The sequence below is a fragment of the Glaciimonas sp. Gout2 genome, from assembly GCF_035018905.1.
Lineage (GTDB): Bacteria > Pseudomonadota > Gammaproteobacteria > Burkholderiales > Burkholderiaceae_D > Glaciimonas.
Map to the genome: position 1 here is coordinate 1 of NZ_JASJXA010000006.1, position 14,330 is coordinate 14,330.

General features: G+C 49.4%; 13 protein-coding genes. 7 read left to right on the forward strand and 6 right to left on the reverse strand.

The annotated features are described in order from the left end of the window. Positions 1-92: 92 nt before the first annotated feature. The 7 genes from QN379_RS06160 (at position 93) to QN379_RS06190 (ending at position 8,554) form a co-directional block, all read left to right on the forward strand. The gene (locus QN379_RS06160; protein WP_323506249.1) at positions 93-722 is read left to right on the forward strand and encodes an acyltransferase family protein; all 630 of its coding nucleotides are present in this window, start codon (positions 93-95) and stop codon (positions 720-722) included. 95 nt (positions 723-817) lie between these two features. Further along, a complete protein-coding gene (locus tag QN379_RS06165) occupies positions 818-1,813 on the forward strand; it encodes a glycoside hydrolase family 5 protein (RefSeq protein WP_323506250.1) in 996 nt (331 codons plus the stop codon). Between the two features lie 190 nt (positions 1,814-2,003). Then, positions 2,004-3,518, forward strand: coding sequence for a lipopolysaccharide biosynthesis protein (locus QN379_RS06170; RefSeq protein WP_322234811.1), 1,515 nt, complete (start codon positions 2,004-2,006; stop codon positions 3,516-3,518). 62 nt (positions 3,519-3,580) lie between these two features. Then, on the forward strand, positions 3,581-4,357 hold the full coding sequence (locus QN379_RS06175) for a WecB/TagA/CpsF family glycosyltransferase (protein ID WP_323506251.1): 777 nt from the start codon (positions 3,581-3,583) through the stop codon (positions 4,355-4,357). A 90-nt stretch (positions 4,358-4,447) separates the two neighbouring features. Continuing rightward, positions 4,448-5,683, forward strand: coding sequence for an NDP-sugar synthase (locus QN379_RS06180; RefSeq protein ID WP_322234807.1), 1,236 nt, complete (start codon positions 4,448-4,450; stop codon positions 5,681-5,683). Next, complete coding sequence (locus QN379_RS06185; protein WP_322234805.1) at positions 5,680-7,098, forward strand: mannose-1-phosphate guanylyltransferase/mannose-6-phosphate isomerase; 1,419 nt, start codon at positions 5,680-5,682, stop codon at positions 7,096-7,098. Before QN379_RS06180 ends, QN379_RS06185 begins: the two co-directional genes overlap by 4 nt. 61 nt (positions 7,099-7,159) lie before the next feature. Beyond that, a complete protein-coding gene (locus tag QN379_RS06190; RefSeq protein WP_322240339.1) occupies positions 7,160-8,554 on the forward strand; it encodes a phosphomannomutase/phosphoglucomutase in 1,395 nt (464 codons plus the stop codon). 206 nt (positions 8,555-8,760) lie between these two features. Here QN379_RS06190 and QN379_RS06195 read toward each other — a convergent pair whose 3' ends face one another. The 6 genes from QN379_RS06195 to QN379_RS06220 all read right to left on the reverse strand — a co-directional run bounded on the left by QN379_RS06195 (position 8,761) and on the right by QN379_RS06220 (position 14,329). Beyond that, on the reverse strand, positions 8,761-9,915 hold the full coding sequence (locus QN379_RS06195) for a D-alanyl-D-alanine carboxypeptidase family protein (protein ID WP_322234803.1): 1,155 nt from the start codon (positions 9,913-9,915) through the stop codon (positions 8,761-8,763). Positions 9,916-10,180: 265 nt separating this feature from the next. Beyond that, positions 10,181-10,831, reverse strand: coding sequence for an alpha/beta hydrolase (locus QN379_RS06200; protein ID WP_322234801.1), 651 nt, complete (start codon positions 10,829-10,831; stop codon positions 10,181-10,183). Between the two features lie 155 nt (positions 10,832-10,986). Then, the gene (locus QN379_RS06205) at positions 10,987-11,355 is read right to left on the reverse strand and encodes a (2Fe-2S) ferredoxin domain-containing protein (protein ID WP_322234799.1); all 369 of its coding nucleotides are present in this window, start codon (positions 11,353-11,355) and stop codon (positions 10,987-10,989) included. 45 nt (positions 11,356-11,400) lie between these two features. Further along, positions 11,401-12,552, reverse strand: coding sequence for a VanZ family protein (locus tag QN379_RS06210; RefSeq protein ID WP_322234796.1), 1,152 nt, complete (start codon positions 12,550-12,552; stop codon positions 11,401-11,403). Between the two features lie 189 nt (positions 12,553-12,741). After that, positions 12,742-13,362, reverse strand: a complete 621-nt coding sequence (locus tag QN379_RS06215; RefSeq protein WP_323506252.1) for an ABC-type transport auxiliary lipoprotein family protein — start codon at positions 13,360-13,362, stop codon at positions 12,742-12,744. A gap of 19 nt (positions 13,363-13,381) precedes the next feature. After that, entirely contained in the window at positions 13,382-14,329 is a 948-nt protein-coding gene (locus QN379_RS06220) for an MlaD family protein (RefSeq protein ID WP_323506253.1), read from the reverse strand. Position 14,330: the final 1 nt, after the last annotated feature.

Consider the following 14,330-nt stretch of genomic DNA (forward strand, 5'->3'; position numbering starts at 1 on the left):
AATGAGCGGTCACGATGCGCCAGAATGGTCGGTCACGATAGACCAGAATCGGTGGTCACGATCGGCCAGAATACCCAGTTGCCCTTCTGGCTTTGATTCTCGGCAGCATAGTCTTATTGTCATACCGGGATATTTTCCCTGGAACTTTTGTGGGCTCAAAGCTGCACTTTTTTTTGTTCGGCGTTATTGCTGGTGCAATGCGTTCAAAAATTAAGGAGGGACAAGGCAGAAAAGCAATGACGCTCTTACATTTGGCTCTAGTCTCGTTGGTAGTATTAATGGAGATGGGATTGATATCTTTACCATTCGCAGATAATAAAGAATTTTACAACAGCATATTGACGGCAATTTTTGGCGCTTTTCTTGTTTTCAGTTTTACGTTTCCGTCCGCCATTGGAAAATTATTTCTTGAAAACAGGTTAGTTATTTTTTGCGGTGAATGCAGCTTTTCAATTTATTTACTGCATATGCCTGTGCTGTATTTATACAAAAAAATTCTTCCAGGGCAGCCTGCTGATCTTGTTTCGATCGGGGCTAATATTATTTTCTTCACCTCACTTGTCATCATCGTCTTGCTGGTTTCCTGGCTTAACTTTCAGTATATCGAGAAGCCTGGAGCGCGCCTCATTAAATCTCTCGGAAATCGTTTAAAGAAGAGGGTCCTAGGGCTATTTCCAGTCGCGAAAAGTACACAACCGTTCTCCGTCAAGGGTGGTAACTGACCATGAAAAACTTCTGTAGCGACGTATTACAATCCTTTATAAATACCATAAGATTTGCGCACCGCCACACTTTGAGGAGTGGATTTTCGGTCAAAATGTTTCTCGCCGTCCTGGCGGGCTGTTTTGCAATAACACATGGCGCAGTTGCTAATTGCATTGATAGCAAACGCCTGACCGGCGTCAATTTAAGCGGTGCGGAGTTTGCCGCAAATAAGTTACCGGGATTAGTTTTTCACGATTATATCTATCCCGATATCGCCGATATGCGCCATTTTCAATCACAAGGAATGAATACTTTTCGGCTGCCTTTTTTATGGGAGCGAATCCAACCAGCGCTATTCGGCGACCTTGACGCGCCGCAGCTCAAATTAATGATGGATACAGTCGCCGATGCACGTTTGCTGGATGTCTGCATCATTCTTGACGTGCACAATTACGGTGAATATCGCGGTCAGCCTATCGGCTCGGTTACCGTGCCACCAGCCGCTCTGGTCGATCTTTGGAAGCGGTTACTGCCGCACTTCACGGACCCAACTAACGTCGCGTTCGATTTGATGAACGAACCAAGTAAGTTGCCGATAGCGAAATGGGCTGCAACAGCGCAGGAAACAGTTGATGCTTTACGGAAAAATGGTGCCAAAAATCTGATTCTGGTTGCGGGCGGAAGCTGGAGTGGTGCACATGCGTGGTTTGCAGACGCTAGCGGAGTATCAAATGCGGATGCGTTTCGCACATTTCATGACGCAGCAAATAATTACCTGATCGAAACTCATCAGTATGCGGATGAAGATTTCTCGGGCACCCATAACACCTGTGTTGATCCCGCAATATTAACCACGGTCATGTCAAAGCTGACGAAATGGGCAATCTCGACGCAACACCGTTTATTTCTTGGGGAGGTAGGGGTCTATCCCACTTCACCATGTTTGGCAGCGTTAGCGGCCATTGTCAACAGTACAAAAAACGCTTCGGCGTGGCGCGGCTGGACCTATTGGTCGACTGGTCCATGGTTAGCAGAATATCCATACAACCTGCTGCCCGACGCAAACGGTGAGAAACCACAAATGGCGGTGTTAAAGCAAGCGATGTAACCCTCTTGAGTTGGCCTAAATGTCACTCTTGTTGTATCGCTTATTTAGCATTTACTTGGCACTTATGCGGCACTCATGTGGCAATTACGTGGCATGACATCAATGAGTATTCAGCCAATACGCATTGTTGACCACTTCAAAAATATAAACGAAAAACAGGAACACACATGATGGGGAAACCGAACATCAAATGGAACGAAGCGCCGCGATGAAGATTAATCAATCGGGCGGTGTTGCTTCAGGTTCGATCTGGTCGATCGTAGATAACCTTGCTCAGCAAGCCTTGTCTTTCATTATCTTTGCCGTTCTGGCGCGCTTTCTTGCGCCCGATGCTTTTGGCTTGCTGACGACCGCCCATCTTTTTATCCTCTTCACCCGACTTGTCGTATTCGATGCGATTGCTATGCCCATCGTGCGGACAAAAGATCCAACCGACCGCCTTTACTCTTGGGTATTCACCTGCTGCATGTTGGCAAGCCTGGTGCTCGCTGGCGCGATGTTTTTTTCGGCTGGATTGATTTCTGCACTATTTCGCGCACCCGACCTAAAAGTGGTGCTGCAAGGCATGAGTTTATCGATTGTGTTTTACGGTTTAGTGCGCGCCTATGAAGCCAGGTTAGTGCGCAACATGATGTTCCGACAACTCGCTGTGCGGTCCATTGTCTCCATAACCGTCGGTGGCCTGGTCGGCATCTATCTGGCCGCGCATGGATGGGGCGGCATGTCTCTGGTAGTACAGCAGGTAACGGCATCCGGTCTCGGCCTGCTGTTGGTTGTTGCCCAAAGTCGCTGGCTGCCACGGATGGTTTTCGACAGCGCCCTGATGCGCCGTTATCTGGCAGATATTCGCCAGGTCGGATTGTCCGGTTTGCTTGGTTTTGTCAATACCAACGGTGATGCATTACTAGTCAGTTTACTGCTTGGCCCATATGCTACCGGCGTCTATAACCTTGCCAAGCGCGTCACCTCGGCCGTGTATCTGGTCATCTCCAGCTCCATGCACAAAGTCGCACTACCCGTATTCTCCGATGCGGGTACCGATTTAGCAGCGCTGCGTAGAGGATATTTAAAAATACTCGGGATCACTATTTTCTGCGTTGCGCCATTGCTATGTTTTCAAGCGGTGCTGGCGAAGCCTTTGGTAGCGATAGTGTTCGGCACGAAGTGGTTGCCTGCCGCACCAACGATTGCTGCATTAGCAGTGTTGTATTTGCTGTCCTCGGTCACGCAGTTAAATGATTATCTGTTTTTTGCGATGGGTAAGAATCGTGTTCCAGTACTGCTGGGAATAATCCAATTACTACTGGCAGCAGGATTTTCTGCGATCTTTCAAAACTTCGGATTGATCGGAATGAGCCTCTCATTTTGTGGGGCCTTTTTGCTGGTGTATCCGATTTCGCAGGTATTTCTGAATCGAATACTTAATCTAAACCTTCGCATGATGTGGCACGCGCTGGCTCCGCCTCTAGTCGGCAGCGTGATGTTATTTGTAGGACTCAGCGTCTATTTACTGTGTATCCCGGATCATTTAACCGATGTGGCTTCTATTGGCGGTGGCGTACTTGTGTCTTGCCTCTTGTATCCATTCATCGTCGTTATTACCGGTTGGAAAATAAGAGCATTCAACAGTTCCTGGCACGAAATGCTGATGGCAGCACTGCGGGTTCGTCGATTCTTTACGCGATCATCAAGTGAAATACTTTGACCGGTGGCCCGTTGCACTGCTCTGCGGCCGCGTAGTAAGAAGTTTTTTTTAGGGAGTTATTGATGAATGAAGAAAAATGTATTGCTATCGCGGGTTATCCGGTCACTAGGACGACTTCACCAGTATTGGCCAGATACTTGCGTCAAACCGTAAAGAAAGAACGAAAGGTGTCACTATTTTTTGCCAACACGAATTTTATCGTTCAGTGCCGCTATCTCCTAGGGACAATGAAAAGTAATTCCACCACCATTGTTAATGATGGCATTGGCTTGGATATTGCCGCATTTTTGTTCCGTCGTGAAAAATTTACGGAAAATTTAAACGGAACGAATTTCATCCCCTATTTTTTTTCTGGGGTACAAAGACCACTGCGTGTATTTATGCTTGGGGCAAAGCCCGAAACTCTCGCCAAAGCAGTTGAACATGTTCAGATGGCGTTAGGCCAGACGGTCGTAGGCAAGTGCGACGGATATACCGGCCTTGAACATGATCACGCCGAATTAATTGACGCAATCAACCTCTCTCATGCAGAAGTGGTGCTGGTCGCCCTCGGCAATCCGATTCAAGAGGAATGGATACTATTGAATCGCAGCAAGCTACATGCAAATGTCGTGATCGGCGTCGGGGCATTGTTCGAGTTTTGGAGTGGCGAAAAAACACGCGCGCCCATTTTTTTACAAAGCATCCGGCTCGAGTGGTTGTATCGATTATGGCTTGAACCCCGCCGCTTAATTCGACGCTACACCATCGACATTATCCAATTTTTGATTGCATGCCAGAAGCATCGTGGCGACCGTCCCAACAGATCAATTAGACACGCGACAAACCTTAAAGTCTGAAGTAACAACGCCGCACTTAGGGCATGACGGACAGGTGGAAATTTGAAAATATTAGCCGCAATTAAATATTAAATTTTCGAGGTATACAAAATGAAAGCAATGATATTGGCAGCTGGCAAGGGTACGCGGGTTCGTCCTTTGACCTATGATCTTCCGAAACCAATGATACCGATTATGGGAAAACCGGTAATGGCTTATCTGGTCGAATTTCTTGCCAGTTATGGCGTGCGAAATATTATGGTGAACGTGAGTTATTTGCACAAAAAAATTGAAGACTACTTCGGGGATGGAAGTCAGTTCGGCGTTCAGATCGGCTATTCCTTTGAAGGTTATGTCAACGAGCGCGGGGAACTGATTGCTGAACCTTTAGGTTCTGCTGGCGGCATCAAGAAAATTCAGGAGTTTGCGAACTTCTTCGACGATACGACTATTGTAATATGTGGCGATGCGCTCATTGATCTGGATTTGGCTTCCGCGCTGCTTGAACATAAGCAAAAAGGTGCAATGGTCAGTGTAATCACCAAAAAAGTACCGTGGGATAAAGTCGATAACTATGGCGTGGTGGTGACCGACTCCGATGGACGGATCAAATCGTTTCAGGAAAAGCCGAAACAAGAAGAAGCACTCTCCAATTTTGCGAGCACTGGAATCTATATCTTTGAGCCCGAGGCCATTGATCTGATTCCTTCTGGCACGATCTTCGACATCGGCTCTGATCTGTTTCCGTTGATGGCTGAAAAGGGTCTACCGTTTTACGCCCAACAACGGTTCTTTAACTGGATTGACATTGGCACCGTCACCGATTATCTGAGCGTGATGCAACGCGTTCTTTTAGGCCAGGTGGCGCAACTTCAAGTCCCGGGAACACCTATTGCCGATGGTGTATGGGTGGGTCTCAATACCCAGATTAACTGGCAAGACACGATCATTCAGGGGCCAGTTTATATTGGTGCCGGTTGCCAGATTGAGGCTGGCTCTACCATCATCGGGCCGACCTGGATCGGACATGGCAGTCACATTTGTTCCGGTTCGAAGGTGGTGCGTAGCGCCTTATTTGAATACACGCGAATTTTCCCTGGCGCTTATCTCGAAGAAATGGTTATAGTCAAAGACTATAGCGTGAACCGTGCCGGTGAAATGGTGCACTTACCAGAAGCCGGTCATCACGCGTGGGGCGATGCCCGCGATAAGCGATCGGTAGCGCTGCCGGTGTTGACGCCGGTATTATCAATAGAATCGCCAACTTTAGTGAAGCCAGAGTCACAATATAATCTGCAAGAGCCCAGATGGGACCTCAACGCAGTCCTGCCGGTAGGTGCCGCATGAGAATCTATCCGGTTATTCTCGCTGGCGGTGCCGGCACACGCTTATGGCCATTATCGCGTGAGGCACTGCCCAAGCAACTATTGCCCTTATGCTCTAATTATTCGATGTTGCAGGAAACGCTGTTGCGGTTATTGGATTGGACTGAATTGATGCCGCCGCTCATCACCTGCGGTAACGAACATCGATTTCTTGTGGCAGAGCAATTGCGCGCCATCGGTGTGGCACCCATGGGCATCTTACTGGAGCCATGCGGAAAAAATACTGCTCCTTCGGTGGCCGCTGCCGCACATTTTTTATTAAAAGAGGATAAAGAGGCACTCATGCTAGTGCTTCCTGCCGACCATATGATTGCGGATGTTAAGGCTTTTCATGTGGCGGTGCAGCGTGCGGCACAAGCTGCATGCAACGGTGCTCTGGCAACCTTCGGTATAGTGCCGTCCGGGCCGGAGACTGGCTACGGCTATATTCGCCGTGGCAAGTTGGCAGACGGAACTGAAGGTTGTTACGCCGTTGAAAGATTTGTAGAGAAGCCAGATAGTTCGACCGCGGAAATGCTCATTGCAGACCCTGCTTATAGCTGGAACAGTGGGATGTTTTTGTTTCTGGCGTCGCGCTACCTAGAAGAACTCACCGCCTTTCGTCCAGCAATCGCCGTCAGTTGTCAGAAAGCGTTCAAGGACGCCTACAGCGATCTGGACTTCTGTCGTCTCGATGAGGTTCTCTTTGCGGAATGTCCATCCGAGTCGATCGACTATGCAGTAATGGAACACACTGCCCATGCAGTCGTGGTCCCAGCAGAGATAGGCTGGAACGATGTCGGATCGTGGTCTGCGTTGTCGCAAATACTGGATGCCGATATCGAAGGCAATGTACTCCGTGGCGACGTGTATACCGACCATGTTAAAAATTCAATGATTCGTGCAGAAAGTCGCTTGGTGGCAGTGGTCGGCGTTGAGAATCTGATAGTTATCGAAACCAAGGATGCGGTATTGGTAGTTCATAAAGATCAGGTTCAAAGAGTAAAAAAGATCGTCGAAGAATTGCAAAAAAATAATCGTACCGAACATTTGAATCACACAACCGTCTATCGGCCTTGGGGAAGTTATGAGGGAATCGACCTTGGCAATCGTTTCCAGGTGAAGCGCATCACAGTTAATCCTGGTGGAAAGCTATCGCTGCAAATGCACCATCATCGCGCCGAACACTGGGTCGTGGTAAGCGGAACAGCGCGCATTACCTGCGGAGACGAGGAGAAATTTCTTACTGAAAACGAATCAACGTATATACCTATCGGCGAAAAACACCGACTGGAAAACCCCGGGAAAATGCCATTGCATCTCATAGAAATTCAATCCGGCGGCTATCTCGGAGAAGACGATATCGTGCGATTCGAGGACATATACAAGCGAAATTAGAGAGACTTTTTGGCGTTGTTTATGTTCTATGACTTTTCTCTTCAGCAACGGATTAAAAATGATGCCATCAATACAAAGTTCTATATTTAAAGCCTACGACATCCGCGGCGTCATAAATAAAACGCTCGATGCTAATGTAGCCCGGCAAATCGGTCGGGCTTTCGGTTTGGCCGCGCTTGCGAAAGGTCAAAAAACCGTCATAGTCGGCCGTGATGGCCGGTTATCGGGCGCTGAGATGGCGGCGGCCCTTGTAGCAGGATTGCAAGACTTGCGCGTGGATGTGATTGACCTCGGCGTTGTCGTCACGCCAATGGTGTATTTTGCGACGCATATGTTGGGCACACAATCCGGCGTCATGGTCACCGGTAGTCACAATCCTCCCGATTACAACGGCTTCAAAATGGTTCTGGCGGGTGAAGCTATGTATGGTGAAACCATTCAGGCACTCTATCGGAGCATCGTCTCAGGTGCGGCGACAGCGGCCGCCGCGCAAGTCCAGCATCCGGGTGGTTACTGCACCCACAATATTAAGGGAGCCTATCTTCAGCGCATTCTCAGTGACGTCAAACTAGCAAAGCCGATGAAAATTGTGGTCGATTGCGGCAATGGCGTGGCAGGTGCGTTTGCCGGAGAACTCTATCGCGCCCTGGGTTGCGAAGTGCAAGAATTGTTTTGTGAGGTTGACGGAACATTTCCGAACCACCATCCCGATCCAGCGCATCCGGAGAATTTGCAGGATGTCATTCGGGCGCTGCAAACCTCTGACGCAGAAATTGGCCTGGCGTTCGACGGCGATGGCGATCGTCTGGGCGTCGTCACCAAAGATGGTCAGATCATTTATCCGGATCGGCAATTGATGCTGTTTGCCGCTGATGTCCTGACCCGTCATCCGGGCCAGGAAATTTTGTACGACGTCAAATGCACGCGCCATCTGGCGCCATGGATTACGCAGCACGGTGGCAAGCCGCTGATGTGGAAAACCGGCCACTCACTGGTCAAAGCCAAGATGCGTGAGACCGGTGCGCCGCTGGGCGGTGAAATGAGTGGGCATGTGTTTTTCAAAGACCGTTGGTATGGTTTTGACGACGGCTTGTATGCCGGTGTCCGATTGCTGGAATTGTTAAGTCGGGAAAGTGATCCGTCTGCGGTGCTCAATGCACTACCGCAATCGACTAGTACGCCTGAGTTGCAATTAACATTGGCCGAAGGTGAAAACTTCACGCTAATTGCCGCTCTTCAAGAGCAAGCGGAGTTCCCCGGTGCTGATAAGATTATCAAGATTGATGGGCTGCGCGTCGAATATTCGGATGGTTTTGGATTGGTGCGGGCATCGAATACCACGCCGGTGGCAGTCATGCGTTTTGAGGCCGAATCGGAAGATGCGCTGGCACGGATACAGGCGGAGTTTAAGCGCGTGATTTTGTTGGAGAAACCGGATGCTGTTTTAAATTTTTAACTGGTGTTCGTTTTACAAAACACAATATTGCGACTGTTACCGAGTTTAGTGACCGATCACATTATTGCGGCGCGCGAAAAAAATCCACGTTGAGCATGCAACTAGCCAATGAAGTCACATCATCGCCACATAACTGCGCCCCGGTCACGTGCATGACAGGGGCGCTATTCACTCATTCACTCATTCAACCGATTAATTTGAATAGACTACCAAAGCTTCTTGAAGAACAAACGAATCGAATCCCAGATCCGGCCAAAAATACTCGCCTGATTCACTTCTTCCAAGGCCAGCACATCCAACTGCGTCAGCGCGGTATCGCCCACCATAATCTTCAATGTGCCGATCTTGTTGCCGAGGCCAATGGGAGCGATGAGCGGATCTGTACGCTCCAATACTGGTTTGATTTTTTCGGCGACACCTTTTGGTACCGTCACGAATATGTCGCGGTCAAATCCAACCTTGATTTCGCTTTTTGACCCCTTCCATACCTGCGGCGTGGCCAGCGCCTGTCCCTTTGAATAGAGCTTGACGGTGTCAAAGTTCTGGAAACCCCAGTTCAATAATTTTTGCGCTTCCTGCGTACGCGTCTGGTCGGAGTTGGTCCCCACAACAACTGCCAGCAAACGACGTTCGCCAGTACCATTGGGACGTTTGGCAGATGCAATAATCGAATAACCGGCGCTGTTAGTATGACCGGTCTTCATGCCATCAACAGAAGGATCGGACCAGAGCAAGCGGTTGCGATTGGGTTGTTTGATCTTGTTGTAGGTAAACGTTTTTGTTGAATCGATTTTATAAAACTCTGGAAAATCAACGATAACGTGGGCGGCAAGTACCGCCAGATCCCGTGACGTTGTGTAGGTATCGGCGCTCGGCAGGCCATGCGGATTGCCAAAGTGGGTCGATTTCATGCCCATGCGCTGCGCTTCGCGGTTCATTTGCACCACAAATGCGTCTTCAGTACCGGATACTGCTTCGGCCAATGCCACTGCTGCGTCATTACCCGAAACTACCATCAGGCCATATAACAGGTCACTGATCGATACCGGCGTCGCTGGATCAATAAACATTTTCGAGCTGCTCGGATCAACTTTCCAGGCGCGTACGGAGACGGTCACCATCTGATCGAGCGTCAGTTTTTTGTCCTTCAGAGCGTCAAACACGACATAGGCGGTCATGATCTTGGCTAACGATGCGGGTTCGACGCGTAAATCGGCATCTCCCGAGGCAACGATTTGATTGCTGGTGGTATCCAACAATAACCAGGATTTGGCAGCGACGGATGGCGGTGGCAATGTCTGGGCAAAAGCAACCGAAGCGGACAAGAGTGTTGCAGCTAAGGCTGCGAATATTTTTTTCATAGGGTATAAGTGAATGAAATCGGTGAAGTCGGTGTTAAGGACGTTGGCACGACAGACAGCAAACAGCTATCGCACGGATGAATAGGTAGCAGAACCAGAGGGTAAAGACGCACTTAACCAGGGAACTACAAAAAAACAATTAACCGGAATTATAGCCTCCTCAGTTGCGCAAGATAACGTGGTCACGATTTCAAGTCCAATATCGACAAAAATCGCCGAACAATGACATGCCATTTCGACTCATTATTTTGTGTGCATAGCCGCTTTAGCCGGCCTTGGATTCCCGATGCCACATTTCGACCATCAAGTTCTTAATATGTTGCAATCTGCGATGAAAAAAATGATCCGCACCAGGAATGACGATAACCGGAATGTCTTGCGGACGCGCCCATTCAAATACCGCACTTAACGGAATGGTTTCATCGAGTTCACCATGAATCAAAATACTGTTTGCGGGAACTGTCGGCATTGGCCATTTTCCAGCAGCAGTGCCAACCAATACCAACCGTTCTGCTGGCGAACCGGCCGTAATCAACCGTTGCTGCAATTGTGACTGCACAAAAGTGCCAAATGAAAAACCACCAAGCGCCAGTGGCAATGCGGGATATTTTTCGCGCATGTGGACCAGCAACGCGGCCATATCATCGGTCTCACCACGACCTTCATCGTAGACCCCGGATGAATTTCCGACACCGCGGAAATTCATCCGAACCGCCACATATCCCAATGCCAGAAATCCACGCGCCAAGGTTTGTGCAACCTTATTGTCCATGGTTCCGCCATATAGCGGATGTGGGTGGGCGACCAGCGCCAAACCTCTTGGCTCTGGAAATTGATCCGAAGCGGGAAGGTCCAGCGCACATTCAAGTGCGCCAGCGGGACCGGTAATAGAAAAAGAGGTGGTCTGTGCGTTCATGTCTTCTCGTTTGATTCTCAACGAATTGGCTGACATACCCGGCGACTAAAAATAGTATCGCATTCAGGGGGATTTTTGTTCGTCCATGTCAGCCAATGATAGAAATAATAAGGCGGATATTATGCTGAAAAATAATGACGTATAAACTCTCGGAATTAAATTTTCAAACGCTCAACGATTTTTCCACCGACGATATGCACGTCGATAATTTCGTCGATGTCCTCCGTATCGACGTAGGTATACCAGACGCCTTCTGGATAAATAACTAACGCAGGGCCTTCTTCACAACGTTCAAGACAACCGGCTTTATTGATTCTGACCTTGCCGTCGCCAGCCAGACCGAGTGCTTTGATACGGCGCTTGGCATGCTCTTGGGCGGCTTGCGCGCCGTTATTGGCACAACATACTCGATCACCCGGTGCGCGCTGGTTTAGGCAAAAAAACACATGATGGGCATAAAAAGGCGGTACGGAGCCAATTTCTGTTGGTTCGGTGGAGGGAATTTCGCTCAGGTTATCGCTCATAGCTGGACAGCTCTAAAAAGAAAGTAGTTAGGATAGTTAATATAATCATACACCGGAGTCATTTCGTTTCGCTCGGTGCATAGGGTGGAATAAAAACCAAAGCGTAAAAAATGGCCACAAAAGTGCTAAAAACTGCGCCGCACCATTGAAATTTAGAAATTTACCTAATGACCATGTTTGTAACGTTTCGACGTAGTAAGGATTGTCCGGGATAACATTAACAAAGACCAAACTGACGAACACCGCCAATGCCGCAACCCAGCGTTGCACGCGCTGCGGTGTAAATCCAAATGTAACCAACACCACGGCACCGACCAGCAATCCGGTCAACGCTCCCGGGGTTAACCAGACCAGCACATTCTCCGGGGTAAATAATAACGCGGACGCAAATGCTTTTACCGAAAGCGTTACCCATATCAATAGGAACGTCAGTGCGACTTTCGGCGCGTCTTTGCGTAACACGATCATCAGCATTAAGCCCGCACTGACCAGACCACAAGCGGTAATAATCGATTCCGTCATCCAGTATTGTTCGGCCGATAGCTGTACGTCGTTGGTCATCCATGCGGCCAGATCAATCGGCTGCTCAAACCAGTCCGACAACCAGGTCGACAGCATGGATGTGACTTGCCCAAACCCGAACAGATGATTCAATGGCGCCAGTTGCGCCAGCGGCCACAATGCAATCATGACCATGCCATGGCTGGCTTCACGATTGAACCACCGTTCCCGCAGCAACAGCAATTTGTTCTCCGGACTAAACCGATAGCGGAAAATAGCGCCAATAATGCTGCCTGACAGCGCACCGATACTGTTGGTTAACAGATCAAGATTGGATGACACGCGCGTGGGCAGATACGTCTGCACCGCTTCCATCACTCCCGAAAACAAGATGCCGGCCAAGGTGACCAGGATGACTGTCAATGTCAGTGGAATTCTGCGCGGCAGCACCAATACGGTCAACAGCCCGAGCGGCATATAGCCGACAATATTGGTCCAGACGTCAAATAAGGTCCAGTAATGCGGCAGCGGTGCCGATAAGAAAGCCCACGGCGTCAATCCAACGTCGCGCCACCCGCTGAACGGATACCAACTGGCATAAATAATCAGCAGCAGGTATATCAATAAACTGACACGTGCAAACGATGACGACGGGGATGACGAGCTACGCTCAATAATTAATGACGAACCAGTCATTGCAATCTGTCCTTATTGCTTAAAAGTAAATTTTACCGGCATAAGTTTAACCATCCGGTGATGATTTTATGAGGGTGGGATTAGACAGCGCGTACTGCTAGTCTGAATCAAGATTGTTTCTGCCATATTTCGGCGGCTATTTTTGCAGGTGCTTCTGTTGGTACTGCTGTCATAGTCCTGGTTTTTCAGCTACTTCTTCAACGGCAACGCCGCTAACCATTCCATCAGATCATCAATTAATGCATCATTGGCAACTGAAAAAGCGCGTACACCGCCAGCGGCGTCTGGAGTGGGCGTAGCAACTGAATGGCTGAACATCTTCTGGCCTAGCAAAAGTCGGCCATTAAAGATGGACGCCCGAATGGTGACCTTTACGACGCTATGCGAAGCGCTGTCGAAGGTCTGGCTGAAATCATCCATGTCGATCCGCAATACTGGAACATTAAGTGCTCCGTCCGAAACAGAAACCACCGCACCGCCAACCTGACCGAAACGCGCCTTCAGACGCTGGCTGAATAACTGCGCCGGTGACATGGTCCAGCGTGAAGTCGCATACGGGCGCAATTGCAGATCATTCGCATAAGCTAACCTGTACATCATCATCGTATTATCCAATCCTGCTGGCGCAGTAACGTCTGCCAGACTGACAGCTGGCAAGGTCATCATCGCCGCAGTCGGCGAACTTACAAGCGCTGGTAAAGGGCCAAAATCATACCGGGCATAGACACCCGCTGGCGCAGCGCAACCGCCGACCAAAACCACAATGGACAACACCAGTACAGCTTTAAAGAGCGCATTCAATTTGTTCATCGATTTCCTTATGCCTATTTTATTTGACAGGGGCAATAAAACCCGCTTCGCCCGGCCCCGGCGGCACGCCTTTGCTGCCAAACAAAATACTTTGCGGTTGCTGATTAAAGTGTTCTAGCGTCTCGTTCAATGCACGTACCGACGAACGCGCCTCTGACGCCAGCACATTAAACCGTGGCAGCGCGTCGTATTGCACACTATCGGCGACTGATCCCACGTTCGCCATTGTTGCCGACAATCTGGACACCGCGCCATTCGGACCCTGTAAACTGGTGCTCAAGGTATTCAAAGTATGACTCAGTACAGTCATATTTTGGGATAGGGCCGTAATCGACATCAATGCCTGATTCAGTTGCTCGGTCATCGCCGGTAGCTTGGCGAGAGTCGGCTCTAACTGTCGCGGTATCGATTCAAACGCATTCGCCGTTTTACTGACATCACTAAACGCCGCCACCATCACTTGTTGATTCGCAGGGGCGAGCAAACCATTTAATTTGGCAACGGTTTCTTCTGCCTGCAACAAAATTGCCGCGCCTTTGGTTTGAATGTTATCGAACAAACTCGGCCGCAGCGTAATGCGCGCCGGTTTACTGGCGCTGCTGGCCAGTTTGGCAGGATTGCTACCATCATCATCCAACTGTATATAGGCAATCCCTGTCACGCCTTGATAACCCAGCGTACCATACGTGGCCGGCGTCATCGGGGTATCAAGATTAATTTTCAGGCGAATTAGAATCTGCCCCGGACTTTGCGGATCGAAAACAATCGTATCGACTCTGCCAACGTTGAGACCGCGATACCGGACGTCCGCCTGCGGATTAAGGCCCGGAACCGACAGCTTGGTGGCGATTTCATACGGTACCCGCTGCACGCGGTCACCGTTGAACCACATGACGCCAAAGATCGCCGCCAACAATAAGACGACGGTAAATAGTCCGGCAATTAACGCATGTGCTTTATTTTCCATA